Origin of the sequence: Streptomyces panacea (assembly GCF_040560175.1) — a bacterium.
Lineage (GTDB): Bacteria > Actinomycetota > Actinomycetes > Streptomycetales > Streptomycetaceae > Streptomyces > Streptomyces panacea.
The window spans coordinates 1-16,574 of record NZ_JARJHW010000169.1 but is presented as its reverse complement, the minus strand read 5'-3'; the positions used below and the strand labels follow the sequence as shown (position 1 = coordinate 16,574).

Annotated in this window: 15 protein-coding genes and 1 pseudogene; 13 read left to right on the top strand and 3 right to left on the bottom strand. The window is 73.1% G+C overall.

The window, feature by feature from the left end; genetic code table 11:
- Both P3L51_RS28895 and cobI read left to right on the top strand, forming a co-directional pair.
- Nucleotides 1-811, top strand: a pseudogene (locus P3L51_RS28895) (cobyrinate a,c-diamide synthase); the annotation flags it as partial.
- A complete protein-coding gene (cobI, locus tag P3L51_RS28890) occupies nt 808-1,563 on the top strand; it encodes a precorrin-2 C(20)-methyltransferase (RefSeq protein ID WP_354608263.1) in 756 nt (251 codons plus the stop codon). The pseudogene P3L51_RS28895 and the gene cobI, both read left to right, overlap by 4 nt.
- A gap of 26 nt (nt 1,564-1,589) precedes the next feature.
- On the opposite strand, the gene P3L51_RS28885 is transcribed toward cobI, so the two are convergent.
- Nucleotides 1,590-2,354, bottom strand: coding sequence for a ZIP family metal transporter (locus P3L51_RS28885; RefSeq protein ID WP_354608262.1), 765 nt, complete (start codon nt 2,352-2,354; stop codon nt 1,590-1,592).
- Nucleotides 2,355-2,446: 92 nt separating this feature from the next.
- On the opposite strand from P3L51_RS28885, the gene cobM reads away from it, so the two are divergent.
- Genes cobM through cobC form a run of 6 tightly spaced genes read left to right on the top strand, consistent with a single transcriptional unit; the run spans nt 2,447 to nt 9,073 of the window.
- Nucleotides 2,447-3,286 (top strand): precorrin-4 C(11)-methyltransferase, encoded by an 840-nt coding sequence (cobM, locus tag P3L51_RS28880; protein WP_354608261.1) that lies wholly within the window; start codon nt 2,447-2,449, stop codon nt 3,284-3,286.
- Nucleotides 3,283-4,560: a precorrin-6y C5,15-methyltransferase (decarboxylating) subunit CbiE gene (gene cbiE / locus P3L51_RS28875; protein WP_354608260.1), complete on the top strand. Its 1,278-nt coding sequence runs from the start codon at nt 3,283-3,285 to the stop codon at nt 4,558-4,560. Before cobM ends, cbiE begins: the two co-directional genes overlap by 4 nt.
- Nucleotides 4,557-6,437 (top strand): precorrin-3B C(17)-methyltransferase, encoded by a 1,881-nt coding sequence (gene cobJ, locus P3L51_RS28870; RefSeq protein WP_354608259.1) that lies wholly within the window; start codon nt 4,557-4,559, stop codon nt 6,435-6,437. The genes cbiE and cobJ overlap by 4 nt, the downstream gene beginning before the upstream one ends.
- A complete protein-coding gene (locus tag P3L51_RS28865; protein ID WP_354608258.1) occupies nt 6,434-7,057 on the top strand; it encodes a precorrin-8X methylmutase in 624 nt (207 codons plus the stop codon). Before cobJ ends, P3L51_RS28865 begins: the two co-directional genes overlap by 4 nt.
- Complete coding sequence (locus tag P3L51_RS28860) at nt 7,054-8,013, top strand: sirohydrochlorin chelatase (RefSeq protein ID WP_354608257.1); 960 nt, start codon at nt 7,054-7,056, stop codon at nt 8,011-8,013. Before P3L51_RS28865 ends, P3L51_RS28860 begins: the two co-directional genes overlap by 4 nt.
- Nucleotides 7,997-9,073, top strand: a complete 1,077-nt coding sequence (gene cobC, locus P3L51_RS28855; RefSeq protein ID WP_354608256.1) for an Rv2231c family histidinol phosphate aminotransferase CobC — start codon at nt 7,997-7,999, stop codon at nt 9,071-9,073. Before P3L51_RS28860 ends, cobC begins: the two co-directional genes overlap by 17 nt.
- A 122-nt stretch (nt 9,074-9,195) precedes the next feature.
- On the opposite strand, the gene P3L51_RS28850 is transcribed toward cobC, so the two are convergent.
- Together P3L51_RS28850 and P3L51_RS28845 are read right to left on the bottom strand one after the other, a co-directional pair.
- The gene (locus P3L51_RS28850; protein ID WP_435594550.1) at nt 9,196-10,122 is read right to left on the bottom strand and encodes an SCO1860 family LAETG-anchored protein; all 927 of its coding nucleotides are present in this window, start codon (nt 10,120-10,122) and stop codon (nt 9,196-9,198) included.
- Nucleotides 10,123-10,427: 305 nt separating this feature from the next.
- Nucleotides 10,428-11,519, bottom strand: coding sequence for an amidohydrolase family protein (locus P3L51_RS28845; RefSeq protein WP_354608264.1), 1,092 nt, complete (start codon nt 11,517-11,519; stop codon nt 10,428-10,430).
- Nucleotides 11,520-11,697: 178 nt separating this feature from the next.
- On the opposite strand from P3L51_RS28845, the gene P3L51_RS28840 reads away from it, so the two are divergent.
- The 5 genes from P3L51_RS28840 to thpD all read left to right on the top strand — a co-directional run bounded on the left by P3L51_RS28840 (nt 11,698) and on the right by thpD (nt 16,435).
- A complete protein-coding gene (locus P3L51_RS28840; protein WP_354608254.1) occupies nt 11,698-12,810 on the top strand; it encodes a pyridoxal-phosphate-dependent aminotransferase family protein in 1,113 nt (370 codons plus the stop codon).
- A gap of 323 nt (nt 12,811-13,133) precedes the next feature.
- The gene (gene ectA, locus P3L51_RS28835; protein WP_354608253.1) at nt 13,134-13,703 is read left to right on the top strand and encodes a diaminobutyrate acetyltransferase; all 570 of its coding nucleotides are present in this window, start codon (nt 13,134-13,136) and stop codon (nt 13,701-13,703) included.
- A gap of 58 nt (nt 13,704-13,761) precedes the next feature.
- A complete protein-coding gene (gene ectB / locus P3L51_RS28830) occupies nt 13,762-15,030 on the top strand; it encodes a diaminobutyrate--2-oxoglutarate transaminase (protein ID WP_354608252.1) in 1,269 nt (422 codons plus the stop codon).
- Between the two features lie 101 nt (nt 15,031-15,131).
- Nucleotides 15,132-15,530, top strand: coding sequence for an ectoine synthase (locus P3L51_RS28825; RefSeq protein WP_354608251.1), 399 nt, complete (start codon nt 15,132-15,134; stop codon nt 15,528-15,530).
- Between the two features lie 5 nt (nt 15,531-15,535).
- Nucleotides 15,536-16,435 (top strand): ectoine hydroxylase, encoded by a 900-nt coding sequence (gene thpD / locus P3L51_RS28820; protein ID WP_354608250.1) that lies wholly within the window; start codon nt 15,536-15,538, stop codon nt 16,433-16,435.
- Nucleotides 16,436-16,574 lie beyond the last annotated feature (139 nt).

Sequence of the window (16,574 nt, the reverse complement as noted above, 5' to 3'; positions counted from 1 at the left end):
CGTGGAGGGGTTGCTGCGGCTGGCGCGGAGCGCGCCTCCCTTGGAGGCGGGGGTGTGGGACGCGAGGGTGTGGGACGCCGGGGTCGCCCGCGGCGGGCCTGTTCCCCTGGCCGCCCTCTCCCGCGACCGGGGCTCCGGTCCGGACCGCGCTCCTCAAGAGCCGGAGGGGCCGGCCGCGGGGTCGGCCGCGGGGCCAGACGCGGGGCCGGAAAGGCCCGTCGTCGCCCTGGCCGGTGGGCCCGCCTTCACCTTCTCCTACACCGAGCACTCCGAGCTTCTGCGCGCCGCCGGCGCCGACGTCGTCGTCTTCGATCCCCTCCGGGACGAGCGACTGCCGCCCGGTACGGCGGGGCTGGTCATCGGCGGTGGGTTTCCCGAGGTGTACGCGCCCGAGTTGGGCGCCAACGAGCCCCTCCGCAAGGCGGTCGCCGAACTGGCGTACTCCGGCGCCCCCGTGGCCGCAGAGTGCGCCGGGCTGCTCTATCTGGCGCGGTCGCTCGACGGGGCGCCGATGTGCGGTGTGCTCGACGCCGACGCGCGGATGTCGGAGCGGCTGACACTCGGGTACCGGGAGGCCGTCGCCGTCGGGGACAGCGTCCTCGCGGTGGCCGGGACGCGGCTGCGGGGACACGAGTTCCACCGGACGGTGCTCGAACCGGGGGCCGGTGCGGCGCCCGCGTGGGGGCTGGTACGGCCCGAGCGCCGGGTGGAGGGCTTCGTACAGCGAGGCGTGCACGCGAGCTATCTGCATACGCACTGGGCGGCGGCGCCCGGCATGGCACGGAGATTCGTCGAAAGGTGCACGGTATGAGCGGCAGACTCGTCGGGGTCGGTGTGGGACCCGGTGACCCCGAGCTGGTGACGGTGAAGGGGGTGCGGTGTCTGCGGGAGGCCGACGTCGTCGTCGTACCCGTCATGGCGGCGGCCGACGGCACGGACGGCGGGGAGCCCGGCCGGGCCGAGGCGACCGTGCTGCACTACGTGGGCGCCGAGAAGGTCGTACGCGTCGTCTTCGCGCTCAACGAGCGCGGCGACCGGGCGCGCCGCGAGACCGCCTGGGACGCGGCGGGCGGGCGGGTCGCCGATCTGCTCCGCGCGCACAGCGGCGGAAGCGTGGCGTTCGCGACGATCGGTGACCCCAACGTCTACTCGACCTTCACCTATCTCGCGCAGACGATCGCCGAGTCGGTGCCCGGGACGGTGGTGGAGACCGTGCCGGGGATCACCGCCATGCAGGACCTGGCCGCGCGCAGCGGCGCCGTACTGACCGAGGGCACCGAGCCGTTGACACTGGTGCCGGTGACGGCGGGCGCCTCCGTACTGAAGGACGCTCTGAACGGTCCGGGCACCGTCGTGGCGTACAAGTTCGGGCGGCTGGCAAGCGAGGTCGCGACGGCGCTGCGGGAGACGGGTCGTACGGAGGGCGCGGTGTGGGGGTCGGCGCTCGGGCTGCCGGAGGAGTCGATCCGGCCCGCGTCCGAGCTGGAGCGAGGGACGCTGCCGTACCTCTCGACGCTCATCGCACCCGCGCGGCGCGACGGCGGGCGTGGGGGCAAGTTGTGAGCACGCCGCCCCCGGTCCGGCGCGCGTCAGCCGGCCAGCGCCACCACCAGCCAGATGAAGCCCACGCCGCCGACGGTGCACAGCAGCGTCGACAGCGCGGGGTGGTCGTGGTGCGCCTCGGGAAGGATCTCGGCGGCGGCCAGATACAGCAGCGCGCCGCCGAAGAAGCCGAGATAGCTGCCGAGCAATTCCTCCGGAAGGGTGAACAGCAGCGTGGAGGCCGCGCCGACGACGGGGGCGACCGCGTCGGCGAAGAGCATCGCGAGGGCCCTGCGGCGGTCGTTCCCGTAGAGGCTGGTGAGCGTGTACGTGTTGAAGCCGTCGGCGAAGTCGTGGGTGATGACGGCGAGCGCGACGGTCGCGCCGATGCCGCCGCCCACCTGGAACGCGGCGCCGAGCGCGATGCCGTCCATCAGGCTGTGCAGGACCATCGCCGATGCCGCCGTCAGACCCACCTCGGGCGCGCGTTCGGGCCGTCCGGCGTCCCGGCCGTGGCGGTGCGGGTCGTCGGCGTCCGCCGCGCCGTGCGCGGCCCGGCGTACGGCCAGCAGGCGCTCCACGACGTGCGCGAAGAGGAATCCGCCGACGAACAGCAGGAGCGCCCGGTGGACGCCGAGGAACTCCTCGCCGGCCACCTCCATGGCCTCGGGCAGCAGTTCGAGGCCGACGACGCCGAGCATCAGCCCGCCGGCCAGGCCGAGTACCAGATGGCGGCGGTCGGTGACGCGCTGCGCCGTCCAGCCGCCGAAGAGCGTCATGAGGAACGCGCCGAGCGCGACGATCACCGCCATACGCCCTTGCTAGCCGATCGGACCCCCGGTCCGCACGTTCATGTTCACCCCTCCCGCTCCCCCGCCCCGTTGACCCGCGAGGACCACCGCTCATGACCGATACCACTGCCGGCAAGGTGACCTTCGTCGGCGCGGGCCCCGGCGCCGCCGACCTGCTGACCTTCCGCGCCGCCCGCGCCATCGCCGCCGCCGACATCGTCATCTGGGCGGCCAGCCTGGTGCAGGCCGAGGTGCTCGACCACGCGCGCGAGGGCGCCGAGATCCTGGACTCGGCGGCGCTCTCCTTGGAGGACGTCGTGGCCGTGTACGAACGGGCCGCGCGCGACGGGCTGAGGGTGGCCAGGATCCACTCCGGCGACCCGGCCCTCTGGGGCGGTACGCAGGAGCAGGTCGACCGCTGCGACACGCTCGGTCTGGAGGTGGAGATCGTGCCGGGGGTCTCGTCGTTCTCCGCCGTCGCCGCCGTCGCGGGGCGGGAGTTGACGATTCCGGAGGTCGCGCAGTCCGTGATCCTGACCCGCCTGGGCGGCGGCAAGACGCCGATGCCGCCCGGTGAGGAGGTGCGGGAGTTCGCCAGGCACGGGACGACGATGGCGGTGTTCCTGTCGGCCGCGCGGTCGGGACAGCTCACTCAGGAGCTGCTGGAGGGCGGCTACCCGACGTCGACGCCGGTCGTCGTCGCCCACCAGGTGACCTGGCCGGAGGAGCTGGTCGTACGGTGCACCCTCGGCACGCTGGAGGAGACCGTCAAGGAGCACAAGCTCTGGAAGCACACGCTGTTCCTGGTGGGCCCCGCGCTGGGCGCGTCGGGGACGCGCTCGCACCTCTACCACCCGGGGCACTTCCACGGCTTCCGGCGGGCCGACCCGGCCGCGCGCAAGGCGTTGCGCGAAGCGCGGCGCGAGGAGCGGGCCCAGGACGCCGCACGGTGATCACGGTCATCGGTACGGGGACGGGTACGCCGCTCTCCGCCGACTCCCTGCGGGCCGTGGCCGAGGCGACACTCGTCGTCGGCGGGCGGCGGCATCTCAAGGAGGCCGCGGCGGGGGCCGGGCTGCCCGAACAGATCGCGCGGGTGGTGCTCGGGCCGCTTGCGCCTGCGCTGGACGTCATCGCGCGGCACCGGGCCGACGCGAGCGGGGGCCGTGTCGTGGTGCTGGCCTCGGGCGATCCGGGGCTGTTCGGGATCGTACGGGCGCTGGCCGCTCGCTTCGGGGCGGAAGCGCTCGACGTACGGCCGGCCGCCCCGTCCGTCGCCGTGGCGTTCGCCCGGATCGGCCTGCCGTGGGACGACGCGGTCGTCGTCAGCGCGCACGGACGCGACCTCCGTACGGCGGTCAACGTCTGCCGCGCGCACCCCAAGGTGGCCGTGCTGACCGGTCCGGGGGCGGGCCCGGCCGAGCTGGGGGCCGCGCTCGCGGGCACCGGGCTGCGGCGCACGTTCGTCGTCGCGTCGGCGCTGGGCGACCCGGAGGGCGAACGGGTCGAGCGCCTGTCCCCCGCCGACGCGGCCGGCCGCGACTGGCCGGAGCCGCTGAGCGTGGTGCTGTGCCTGGACGACGTACGGGCGCACGCCCCGGTGCCGCGCACGCTGGCCGGCCGTTCGCCGGGGCCCGCGCGCTGGGCGCTGGGCGAGGAGGAGTTCGCGCACCGCGACTCGATGATCACCAAGTTCGAGGTACGGGCGCTGGCACTGGCGCGGCTGGGGCCGAGGACGGGCGATCTGGTGTGGGACGTCGGCGCGGGCTCCGGGTCGGTGGCCGTGGAGTGCGCGCGGTTCGGCGCGGCGGCGATCGCGGTGGAGAAGTCGTCCGACGGCGTCGAGCGCGTCCGCGCCAACGCCCTGGCGCACGGCGTGGACGTCCAGACCGTGCACGGGGCCGCGCCGGCGGCGCTGTCCCGGCTGCCGGATCCGGACGCCGTGTTCGTCGGCGGCGGGGGCCGCGAGCTGCCCGCCGTCGTCACGGCCTGCGCGCGCCGCGCTCGCCGGACGGTCGTGGTGTCGGTGGCCGCGCTGGACCGGGTGCCGGCGGTGCGGGAAGCGCTGTCCGACGCCGGGTTCGCCACCGGCGGCGTACTGCTGCACTCCTCCCGGCTCGCCCCCCTGCCCGGCGACGTGACCCGGCTCGCCGGCACGAACCCCGTCTTCCTGCTGTGGGGCGACCGCCCCGCTGATCCCCACCCTCCCCGAGGAGCGACCCAGTGATCGGCCTGATCTCCGCGACGTCGGCGGGCGCCTCGGCCCGCGACCGCCTGGCCACGGCCTGGCCGGGCCGTACCCGCGTCTACGACGGCCCGGTACGCGAGGCGGTGGAGCGCGCGTTCGCCGAGTGCGAGCAGTTGGTCTGCTTCCTGGCCACGGGGGCGACGGTGCGCCTGCTGGCCCCGCTGCTGGCCGACAAGGCGACGGACCCGGGCGTCGTGTGTGTGGACGAGGCGGGGCGGTACGCGGTGTCGCTGCTCGGCGGCCACGGAGGCGGCGCCAACTCCCTGGCGACGGAGGTCGGTTCCGTCCTGGCCGCGACCCCGGTGATCACGACGGCGACGGACGCCACGGGCATCCCCGGCCTCGACACCCTGGGCCTGCCGGCCGAGGGCGCGGTGGCGGCGGTGACGCGCGCGATCCTCGACGGCACGCCGGTGACGCTGCGCGCGGACGCGGTGTGGCCACTGCCGCCGCTGCCGCCGAACGTGACGGCGGACGCGCCGAACGGGCTCGCGGCGGCCTCGCACGCACACGGAGCGGACGGGCCGGCCACCGGGACGCGGAAGGAGCCCGCCGCGACCACGGCGTCGCCGACGGCCGACGCGGCGTCCGGTGTCGCGCCCTCCGGCGCGTCACCGGTCGAGGCCGCGTCACCGGCCGAGGCCGCGCCGCCGGACGCCGCCACCGTCCTCGTCACCGACCGGACCGTCACCCCCGGGCCGACGGAGGTCGTCCTGCGTCCGCCGTCGCTCGTCGTCGGGGTCGGCGCCAGCCGGGGCGCGGGCGTGGACGAGGTGTACGGGCTCGTCCGGGACGCCCTGCGTGACGCCGGGCTCTCGGCGCTCAGCGTCGCGGAGTTGGCGACCGTCGACGCCAAGGCGGACGAGCCCGGCGTCGTCGGGGCGGCCGCCAGATTCGGGGTGCCCCTGCGCACGTACCCGGCGGACGTGCTGGCCGCGATCGTCGTGCCCAACCCGTCGGACGCGCCGCTGGCGGCCGTCGGCACCCCCTCCGTCGCCGAGGCCGCCGCGCTCGCAGCCGGGCGGGGCGGTGAACTCCTCGTACCGAAGCGGAAGTCCGGCCCGCGGGGGCGGCCCGCGATGGCCACCTGCGCCGTCGTACGCCGGGCCCCGCGCGGGCGGCTCGCCGTCGTCGGGCTCGGGCCCGGCGCGCGGGACCTGCTGACGCCGCGCGCCACGGCCGAGCTGCGGCGGGCGTCGGTGCTCATCGGGCTCGACCAGTACGTGGACCAGATCAGGGACTTGCTGCGGTCCGGCACGCGTGTGCTGGAGTCGGGGCTCGGGCGCGAGGAGGAGCGGGCCCGTACGGCCGTGGCAGAGGCCCGGGCGGGCCATGCCGTGGCCCTCATCGGCAGCGGCGACGCGGGCGTGTACGCGATGGCGTCGCCCGCGCTCGCCGAGGCGGCCGACGACATCGAGGTGGTCGGCGTACCGGGGGTGACGGCCGCACTCGCCGCCGCCGCGATCCTCGGCGCGCCCCTCGGGCACGACCACGTCTCGATCAGCCTGTCCGATCTGCACACTCCCTGGGAGGTCATCGAGCGCCGCGTCCGCGCGGCGGCCGAGGCGGACATCGTGGTGACCTTCTACAACCCGCGCAGCCGCGGCCGGGACTGGCAACTGCCCAAGGCGCTCGCCCTGCTGGCGGAGCACCGTACGGCGACGACACCCGTCGGAGTCGTACGCAACGCGTCCCGCCCCGGCGGCACCAGCCACCTCACCACGCTCGCCCGGCTCGATCCGGCGACGGTGGACATGATGACGGTGGTGACGGTGGGCAACACGGCCACGCGTGAGATCGCGGGCCGCATGGTGACGCCACGGGGCTACCGGTGGCAGTCGGAGGGAGCCCGATGAGTCTCGACCGAGTCGTCCATCCCATCGAGGAGGAGTCGTTCCGCAGGCTGCGCGCCCGCGTCGACACCTCGCACCTCGCGCCGCTGACCCGCGCGGTCGTGGAGCGTGTCATCCACTCCGCGGCCGATCCGGCGTACCTGACCGATCTGGTCTGCGACGAGGCGGCGCTGTCCGCCGCGCACGGCACGCTGCACGCGGGGGCGCCCGTCGTCGCCGACGTGGAGATGGTCGCCGCCGGGATCACCCGCCGCACCGCGGTGTGCCGTCTCAAGGAGGCCGTTTCGGGGCCGGGGCTGACCCGTTCCGCGCACGCGGTGCGCCTCGCGTACGAACAGGTCGGACCCGGCGCGATCTGGGTCGTCGGCTGCGCGCCCACCGCGCTGGAGGAGCTGCTGCTCCTGGACGCCGCGCCCGCGCTCGTGATCGGGCTCCCGGTCGGTTTCGTCGGCGCCGTCGAGTCCAAGGCCGCGCTGCGCGAGAGCGGCCTCCCGGCGGTGAGCAACCTCTCGGAGAAGGGCGGCTCCGCCGTGGCCGCCGCCGCGCTCAACGCCCTGCTCTACCACCCGTACGACCCGCCGCACCCGCACCACCCGCACCCGCTCGCCAAGGAGAACGCGTGACCACCCCTCGACCCGCACTGCTCATCGCCGGCCACGGCACCAGGGACACCGGGGGCGCCGAGGCCTTCCGGGAGTTCGTACGGGAGTTGGGCAGGCGCCACCCCGAACTGCCCGTCGCCGGCGGCTTCATCGAGCTGTCGGCGCCGCCCATCGGCGACGCCGTGGCCGAACTCGTCGGGCGCGGCGTCACGCGGTTCGCCGCCGTCCCGCTGATGCTGGTGTCCGCCGGGCACGCCAAGGGCGACATACCGGCCGCGCTGAAACGCGAGAAGGAGCGCCACCCGGGGATCTCGTACACCTACGGCCGTCCGCTGGGCCCGCACCCGGGGCTGCTCACGGTCCTCGAACGGCGCCTGGAGGAGGCGCTGGCGGACCTGGCGGGGTTCGACGGCGACAAGTCCGAGGTGACGGTGCTGCTCGTGGGACGCGGCTCGACCGACCCCGACGCCAACGCGGAGGTACTGAAGGCGGCGCGGCTTCTTTGGGAGGGGCGCGGTTACGCGGGCGTCGAGACGGCCTTCGTGTCGCTGGCCGCGCCGGACGTACCGAGCGGACTCGACCGCTGTGTACGGCTCGGGGCGCGCCGGATCGTGGTGCTGCCGTACTTCCTGTTCACCGGGATCCTGCCGGAGCGCGTGCTGCGGCAGACGCGGGAGTGGGCGGCGGCGCATCCGGAGACCGAGGTGGCGTCGGCCGATGTGGTGGGGCCCACCGAGGAGTTGCTGGACCTGGTCATGGAGCGCTACCGCGAGGCCGTCCGGGGCGATCTGCGGATGAACTGCGACTCCTGCGTCTACCGCGTCGCGCTGCCCGGCTTCGAGGACAAGGTGGGGGCGCCGCAGCAGCCGCACTTCCACCCGGACGACGACGGTCACGACCACGGCGGGCACGACGGGCACGGCGGTCAGGACCACGGGCATCACCACGGCCACGGCAGTCATGCGCACGCGCACTGACGCCCACGAGGCCGGCCGTCACGACCTGCGGCACCACGGCGACGCCGAGGTGCGGGACGACGGCGCGGATCTGACCGACCTCGCGGTCAACGTCCGCCCCGGCACGCCACCGGACTGGCTGCGGGAGCGGATCGCCGCGTCGCTCACCGGTCTCGCGGCCTATCCGGACGGGCGCGCGGCGCGGGCCGCCGTCGCCGCGCGGCACGGGCTGCCGGTGGAGCGCGTACTGCTGACGGCGGGCGTCGCGGAGGCGTTCGTCCTGCTCGCCCGCGCCGTCGCGGCGCGCCGCCCCGTCGTGGTGCATCCGCAGTTCACGGAGCCGGAGGCGGCGCTGCTCGGCGCCGGCCACACGGTGCGGCGCGTGCTGCTCGACGCCGGTGAGGGCTTCCGGCTGGATCCTGCCGCCGTCCCCGAGGACGCGGATCTGGTGGTGGTGGGCAATCCGACGAACCCGACGTCCGTGCTGCACCCGGCCGCCGACCTCCTCCGACTGGCGCGTCCGGGGCGGACGCTGGTGGTGGACGAGGCGTTCATGGACGCGGTGCCCGGGGAGCCGGAGGCACTGGCGGGGCATCGGGACGTGCCGGGGCTCGTGGTGCTGCGCAGCCTGACCAAGACGTGGGGACTGGCGGGTCTGCGGATCGGCTATGTGCTGGCGGATCCGGCGACCGTCACCACGCTCGCGGCCGCCCAGCCGCTCTGGGCGGTCTCGACGCCCGCGCTGGCCGCCGCCGAGGCGTGCATGACGCCCGCCGCGCTCGCGGAGGCCGGGACGGCCGCACGGCGTACGGCGGCGGAGCGGGCCCATCTGCTGGCCGGACTCGCCGGGTTCGAGGGTGTACGCGCCGTGGAGCCGGCGGCGGGGCCCTTCGTCCTCGTGACGACGGACTCGGCCGACTCCGTACGGAAGCACCTGCGCGCACTGGGCTTCGCGGCGCGGCGCGGCGACACCTTCCCGGGGCTGGGCCCGCGGTGGCTACGGCTCGCGGTACGGGACCGGACGACGACGGACCGCTTCCTCCAGGCCCTCGAAAAGGCCCTGTCGGCGGTCCGCGCCTGAGGAGCGACGACGCCACCCGGGCCCTGTCCCCCAACTCCCCTCCTCCGGCGGCCGGCCCGTCCTCGGGCGCCGGACGGAACACGCGGCCCGTCCGGCGCCCGAGGTCGACCGGGCCCGACCCGTCAGCTCCTGCCGCGCGCCCTCACCAGCACCAGCGCGCCGCCGCCCACCGCGAGCAGCAGCAGGGCGCCGCCCGCCAGGTACGGCGTCGTGGAACTGCCGCCCGTCTCCGCGAGGTTCTCGGTGGTCGGCTCCGCGGCGGTCTGCGGCTCGACGCCCTCCTTCTCCGGTTCCTGCGGCTCCGGCTTCACCGGTTCGGCGGGCGCCTCGCAGGTCGCCTCGGCGAGCGTGAGGGTGCCCTGGACGTCGGCGACGTTCAGCTTGAGCGGGTTGACCGCGACCTTCAGTTCGAGCGCGGTCGCGGCAGCCGTGCGGGACGTGGTCCGCGTCTTCGACAGGTCGAGCGTCACCTCGCCGACGCCCGGCACCTCGACGCGGGTCGGCCCGGCCGCGGAGAGGGTGACCTTCTTACCGAGGACGGTGACGGAGCCCAGCAGATTCGATTCGGCGACGGGCTTCGCGCCCGCCTCGCAGACCGCCTTCGAGGTGACTTCCCTGACCTCGATGAGCGAGAGCAGCGGCAGCCCCGGCACATGCACCTTGGCGCGGGCGATGTTGGCGTAGCCCTCGGCCTTGTGCTCGTCGACCGTGGCCCGCGCGGTGGCGACGTCGGCGCGCAGCACGGTGAACGGCCTGCCCTGGTCGACCCCGTCGAGTTCGACGGTCAGCGCGGTCCTGTCGGCGTCGGCCGGGGCCTGCACCTCGTTGAGCGCCGCCCGCAGCGGCACGTTGACCGACTTGTTGAGCAGGGACACGTCGAGCCCGGTCCGCAGAACGACCGCGCCCGCCTTGCCCTTTCCCGAGGTCGTTCCGGTTCCTCCGGTGGCCAGCGCCGGGGCGGCGAGCACGGCGGGACCCGCGACCAGCGCCACGGCGGCGGCCAGTGCCGCGGAACGGCGTGCGGGCATGCGGAAGACATTGCTGTTCAAGATGGTGGAACCCCCACAGAGTGACGACGTCGCCGACCGGCCGCACGGGGACACGTGGGCGGCGGCGACCGAGACACCGGAATCTTTACGCACCGAGAGTGAACTGGCGGATACCTGCGGTGAGTTCACTCCAAAGTGAGGTTTCCGCCCCCACGTTCGAATCGGCGGGTACGGGCGTTCCTGCCGGCCACCCGCACGGGGGGCGCGGGGTCGTGCACCGGCCTCTTCCGGCAGGCGTACGGCGCGTACGAACACCCGCGGCGTCGTCAACCAGGCACCCCTAGACCCTGTCCGCCGGACAGGACCTAGCCCACGACGCGCCCGTTCAGCACGATCCGCCGCGGCGCCGCCAACACCCGCACATCCGCCCTCGGGTCCTCGTCGAACACCACCAGATCGGCCGGAGCGCCCTCTTCGAGCCCCGGACGGCCCAGCCAGGCCCTCGCGGCCCACGCGGTCGCCGACAGGGCCTCCAGCGGCGGAATACCTGCCTTCACCAACTCCGCGACCTCGTCGGCCACCAGACCGTGCGCCAGGGAGCCGCCCGCGTCCGTCCCGACGAAGACCGGGATCCCCGCGTCGTACGCGTCGCGCACCGTGTCGTAACGGCCCTCGTGCAGGCGCCGCATATGGGCCGACCAGCGCGGGAACTTGCTCTCGCCGCCGGCGGCGAGGGCCGGGAAGGTGGCGATGTTGACCAGCGTCGGGACGATCGCGACGCCGCGCTCGGCGAAGAGCGGGATCAGGTCGCCGGTGAGCCCCGTCGCGTGCTCGACGCAGTCGATCCCGGCCTCCACGAGGTCGCGCAGCGCGACCTCGGCGAAGCAGTGCGCCGTCACCCGGGCGCCGAGCCGGTGCGCCTCGGTGATCGCCGCCTCGACCTCGCCGCGCGGCCAGCACGCGGTCAGGTCCCCCGCCTCGCGGTCGATCCAGTCGCCGACGAGCTTGACCCAGCCGTCACCGCGCCGGGCCTCCTGGGCGACGAACGCGACGAGGTCGCCCGGTTCGATCTCGTGGGCGAAGTTACGGATGTAGCGGCGGGTCCGCGCGATGTGCCGGCCGGCCCTGATGATCTTCGGCAGATCGTCGCGGCCGTCGATCCAGCGGGTGTCCGACGGTGACCCCGCGTCGCGCAGCAGCAGCGTGCCCGCGTCCCGGTCCGTGAGCGCCTGCTTCTCGCTGGTCGCCTCGTCCACCGGGCCGTGGGTGTCCAGGCCGACGTGGCAGTGGGCGTCGACCAGACCGGGCACGGCCCAGCCGACCACCGTACGGACGTCACGCGCGCCGGAGGGGCGCTCGTAGCTCGTCCGCCCGTCCACGACCCACAGCTCGTCCCTGACGTCGTCAGGGCCGACGAGCACCCGCCCCTTCACATGCAGCACCGCGTGATCACTCATGGGACTCATGGGCCGAACTTTACGAGGCGCTGAGTACCCTCGACGAGGGAGTGTCCGAACACCGTTCGAGTGGCGCGAAACCACCCGTGCCCGCCCCGTACGACGGAGCACCACCCGTCCTGCCGACCGACCCGAACCGACCGACCGACCCCGACCGACCCGAAGAGAGCACACCGCCGTGACCCACCCCCTGCTGGACCTCGCCCCCCTCACCCCCGCCCACTTCGCGGCCGTCGAGCGACGGGTCGCGGCCCTGCTCGACACCGAGCAGGACGTGGTGATCATGCAGGGCGAGGCGCTGCTTCCTCTGGAGGGCTGCGTCCGAGGCGGCGCACGCGCCGGTTCGACCGCGCTGAACGTCGTCACCGGCCCGTACGGCCAGACCTTCGGCGACTGGCTGCGGGACTGCGGCGCGACGGTCGTGGACCTGGAGGTGCCCTTCCACGCCGCGGCCACCGCCGAGCAGGTCGAGCGGGCCCTGGCGGAGCACCCGGAGATCGACTTCGTCTCACTGGTCCACGCGGAGGCGGCCACCGGCAACACCAACCCGGTGGCCGAGATCGGTGCGGCCGTCCGCGCCCACGGGGCCCTGTTCATGCTGGACGCCGTCGCGTCCGTGGCGGCCGAGCCGCTGCTGCCCGACGCCTGGGGCGTCGACCTGTGCGTGATCGGCGCCCAGAAGGCCATGGGCGGCCCCGCCGGGGTCTCCGCCGTGTCGGTGAGCGCCCGCGCGTGGGAGCGGCTGGCCGCGAACCCGGCGGCGCCGCGCCGCTCGTACCTCTCGCTCCTCGACTGGAAGGAGCGCTGGATCGACGCCGGCCGCAAGGCCCTGCCGCACGCCCCCGCCCAGCTGGAGATGCTGGCCCTGGACGCCTGCCTGGAACGCATCGGGGCGGAGGGGCTCACCACCCGAATGGCGGCACACGCCTCGGCGGCCTCGGCCACTCGCGCGGGGGCGCTCGCACTCGGCGGCGGTCTTGAGCCGTACGTGTACTCCGAGCGGGACGCGGCGCCGGTGGCGACCACGCTGCGCGCCCCCGCCGGGGTGGACGCCGCCGGGCTGGTCGCCCAGGCCCTGGCCGCCGATCCCTCGCTGCCCCTGATCGCCGGGGGCGGGGCGCTGGCCAAGGAGATGATCCGGGTCAATCACTACGGCTCCCACGCCACGGCCGGCGCGGTGCGGTCCTCGCTCGACGCGCTGGGGGCCGTGCTCGCCGGAACGGGCGCCCGGGTGAATCCGGCGGCGGCCGGGAAGGCAGTATCCGACAGCTTCCCCGAGAACGCATCCTGAATACAAAGCAGGCGTTAATTCGAGAATACGGGAATGTATTCTGCTCCGCACAGCTTCCCGTATTCGTCTGCCCGCTTTTTCTGATCCTAAACGCCAAGGTTTCAACAACGGCGACAGCGTAATTCTGGCGCGGGTCGAGAGCGTTACACACATGTGACCGAGTACACAAGCGTGCCCGCCTTGCCCGGAATCTGCCGGTCAAACCATCTCAGATCGTCTCCGTTTCGCGCGGCGCTTACGCCCGCGTGATAACACAGATCGGGTCCGTGCCCAACCCCTGCCGACGATGCGATTTCTGAATTAGCTCGGTAAATTCAATAGACATGACTGCCGCCCAAGCAGACCTCGCAGGTGTCCGAAGCGAATTCACGCGATCCATCAGAATCGACGCCCCACGAGTGGGGGACGGAGCCGCGATCTGGCGTATCGCCCGCGACTCCGAGGTACTGGACCTGAACTCCTCGTACAGCTATCTGCTGTGGTGCCGTGACTTCGCCGCGACCTCCGTCGTGGCCCGCGACACCGCCTCAGGCACCGAAGGGACCGCCCCGGGCGACGGGGCTCCCATCGGCTTCGTCACGGGTTACATCAGGCCCGAGCGCCCCGAGGCCCTGGTCGTCTGGCAGGTGGCCGTCGACCGCGCCCACCGGGGCAAGGGCCTCGCCGGGACCCTGCTCGACGCACTCACCCGGCGGGTCACCGAGGAGCAGGGGGTCACCTCTGTCGAGACGACCGTCACGCCCGACAACACCGCGTCGGACCGTATGTTCCACGCCTACTCCGAGCGTCATGGCGCGACCCTGGAGCGCGAAGTGCTCTTCGACGGGGACCTCTTCCCCGACGGCGGGCACCAGCCCGAGGTGCTGTACCGGATCGGCCCGCTCACGACCTGAGCGACGCCGCTCCCCCTCGTCCTCGCTCCTCTTCTCCCACACCCTTCAGGAGACCCCTGTGACCATCACACCGCCTGCCCTCAGTGTCTTCGAGACCCTTGAATCCGAGGTACGCAGCTACTGCCGCGGCTGGCCGGCCGTGTTCGACCGCGCGCAGGGGAGCCGTCTCACCGACGAGGACGGTCACAGCTACCTCGACTTCTTCGCCGGCGCCGGTTCACTCAACTACGGGCACAACAACCCCGTACTGAAACGCGCCCTGATCGACTACATCGAGCGCGACGGCATCACCCACGGCCTGGACATGGCGACCACCGCGAAACGCGCGTTCCTGGAGTCGTTCCAGAACGTGGTCCTGCGCCCGCGTGACCTGCCGTACAAGGTGATGTTCCCCGGCCCCACCGGCACCAACGCCGTCGAGTCGGCCCTCAAGCTGGCCCGCAAGGTGAAGAACCGCGAGTCGATCGTGTCCTTCACGAACGCCTTCCACGGCATGTCACTGGGCTCGCTCGCCGTCACCGGCAACGCCTTCAAGCGGGCCGGGGCCGGCATCCCGCTGGTCCACGGCACCCCGATGCCGTTCGACAACTACTTCGACGGCCAGGTCCCGGACTTCCTGTGGTTCGAGCGGCTGCTCGGCGACCAGGGCTCCGGCCTCAACAAGCCCGCGGCCGTCATCGTCGAGACGGTGCAGGGCGAGGGCGGCATCAACGTCGCCCGTGCCGAGTGGCTGCGCGCGCTCGCCGCACTGTGCGAGCGCCAGGACATGCTGCTGATCGTCGACGACATCCAGATGGGCTGCGGGCGTACCGGCGGGTTCTTCTCCTTCGAGGAGGCCGGCATCACCCCCGACATCGTCACGCTGTCGAAGTCCATCAGCGGCTACGGCATGCCGATGGCCCTGACGCTCTTCAAGCCGGAGCTGGACATCTGGGAGCCCGGAGAGCACAACGGCACGTTCCGCGGCAACAACCCGGCCTTCGTGACGGCCGCCGCCGCGCTGAACACGTACTGGGCCGACGGCCAGATGGAGAAGCAGACCCTGGCGCGCGGCGAGCAGGTCGAGCGCGCGCTGCTGGCCATCGTCGACGAGTGCGAGCCGGACAGTGTGAGCTTCCGCGGCCGTGGCCTGGTCTGGGGCATGGAGTTCAAGGACAAGCCGCGCGCGACCGCGATCTGCCGCCGCGCCTTCGATCTGGGGCTCCTGCTGGAGACCTCCGGCCCGGAGAGCGAGGTGGTGAAGCTGCTTCCCGCGCTGACCGTCACCCCCGAGGAACTGGACGAGGGCCTGCGCACCCTGGCCCGCGCCGTACGCGAGACCGCCTGAGCCGACAGGTCTTCCCCGGGGGCCGGGTCTGACCCGGCCCCCGGGGGGCACCCGTACAAGGCACCACCACAGCACCGCAGCACAGAAGGGTCCTAGTCACCGTGATCGTCCGATCGTTCAGGGACATCGAGAACACCGACCGCCACGTGAAATCCGCGTCGGGCACCTGGGAGAGCAAGCGCATCGTGCTCGCCAAGGAGAAGGTCGGCTTCTCCATGCACGAGACCGTGCTCTACGCGGGCACCGAGACGTCGATGTGGTACGCCAACCACATCGAGGCCGTGCTGTGCGTGGAGGGCGAGGCCGAACTCACCAACGACGACACCGGCGAGACCCACTGGATCGCCCCCGGCACGATGTATCTGCTCAACGGCCACGAGAAGCACACGCTCCGGCCGAAAACCGACTTCCGATGCGTCTGCGTCTTCAACCCGCCGGTGACAGGGCGGGAGGACCATGACGAGAACGGCGTTTACCCGCTGTTGACCGAGGAGGGCTGAATCCCATGACCACCACCGCCCCTGCACGCACCGACCTGTACCCGACCCGTGGCGTGGGTGAGGTGACCACCCCGCGCCAGGACCCCGTCGTCTGGTCACCGCCCGGCACGCCCGGCCCGGTCGACCCCGCCGATCTCCAGGGTCTGGAGCGGAACGGGTTCCTCACCGTCGACCAGCTGATCGACCCCGACGAGGTGTCGCTCTACCGCGCCGAACTCGACCGGCTGATCACCGACCCGGCGATCCGGGCCGACGAGCGCTCGATCATCGAGCCCAAGTCCCAGGACGTACGGTCGGTGTTCGAGGTCCACCGGATCAGCGAGGTCTTCGCCGCCCTGGTGCGCGACGAGCGTGTGGTGGGGCGGGCCCGGCAGATCCTCGGCTCGGACGTGTACGTCCACCAGTCCCGTATCAACGTGAAGCCGGGCTTCGGTGCCTCGGGCTTCTACTGGCACTCGGACTTCGAGACGTGGCACGCCGAGGACGGTCTGCCGAACATGCGGACCGTCTCCGTGTCGATCGCGCTGACCGAGAACTACGACACCAACGGCGGCCTGATGATCATGCCCGGGTCGCACAAGACCTTCCTGGGCTGCGCGGGCGAGACGCCGGAGGACAACTACAAGCAGTCGCTGAAGATGCAGGGCGCCGGCACACCGTCGGACGAGGCGCTCACCGGCTTCGCCGAGCAGCACGGCATCAAGCTGTTCACGGGCAAGGCCGGCGCGGCGACGTGGTTCGACTGCAACTGCATGCACGGCTCGGGTGACAACATCACCCCGTTCCCGCGCAGCAACGTCTTCATCGTGTTCAACAGCGTGGAGAACGCGGCGGTCGACCCGTTCGCGGCGCCCGCCCCGCGGCCGTCGTTCATCGGCTCCAGGGACTTCACGCCGGTCCGCTGAGGACACGGCACAACGTACGTACGACGGCGGGGCCGGTCATGACGACCGGTCCCGCCGTCGTACGTACGGCTCGCCCTGGGCCGTGTCTTCGAAGTCCCGCCTGGCCCGCGGGCGGACGGCACTACTTTGAAGACACGAC

Coding starts and splice junctions, on each gene's coding strand:
- cobI (WP_354608263.1), top strand. CDS start 808: ATGAGCGGCAGACTCGTCGGGGTCGGTGTGGGACCCGGTGACCCCGAG.
- P3L51_RS28885 (WP_354608262.1), bottom strand. CDS start 2,354: ATGGCGGTGATCGTCGCGCTCGGCGCGTTCCTCATGACGCTCTTCGGC.
- cobM (WP_354608261.1), top strand. CDS start 2,447: ATGACCGATACCACTGCCGGCAAGGTGACCTTCGTCGGCGCGGGCCCC.
- P3L51_RS28865 (WP_354608258.1), top strand. CDS start 6,434: ATGAGTCTCGACCGAGTCGTCCATCCCATCGAGGAGGAGTCGTTCCGC.
- cobC (WP_354608256.1), top strand. CDS start 7,997: ATGCGCACGCGCACTGACGCCCACGAGGCCGGCCGTCACGACCTGCGG.
- P3L51_RS28845 (WP_354608264.1), bottom strand. CDS start 11,519: ATGAGTGATCACGCGGTGCTGCATGTGAAGGGGCGGGTGCTCGTCGGC.
- ectA (WP_354608253.1), top strand. CDS start 13,134: ATGACTGCCGCCCAAGCAGACCTCGCAGGTGTCCGAAGCGAATTCACG.
- thpD (WP_354608250.1), top strand. CDS start 15,536: ATGACCACCACCGCCCCTGCACGCACCGACCTGTACCCGACCCGTGGC.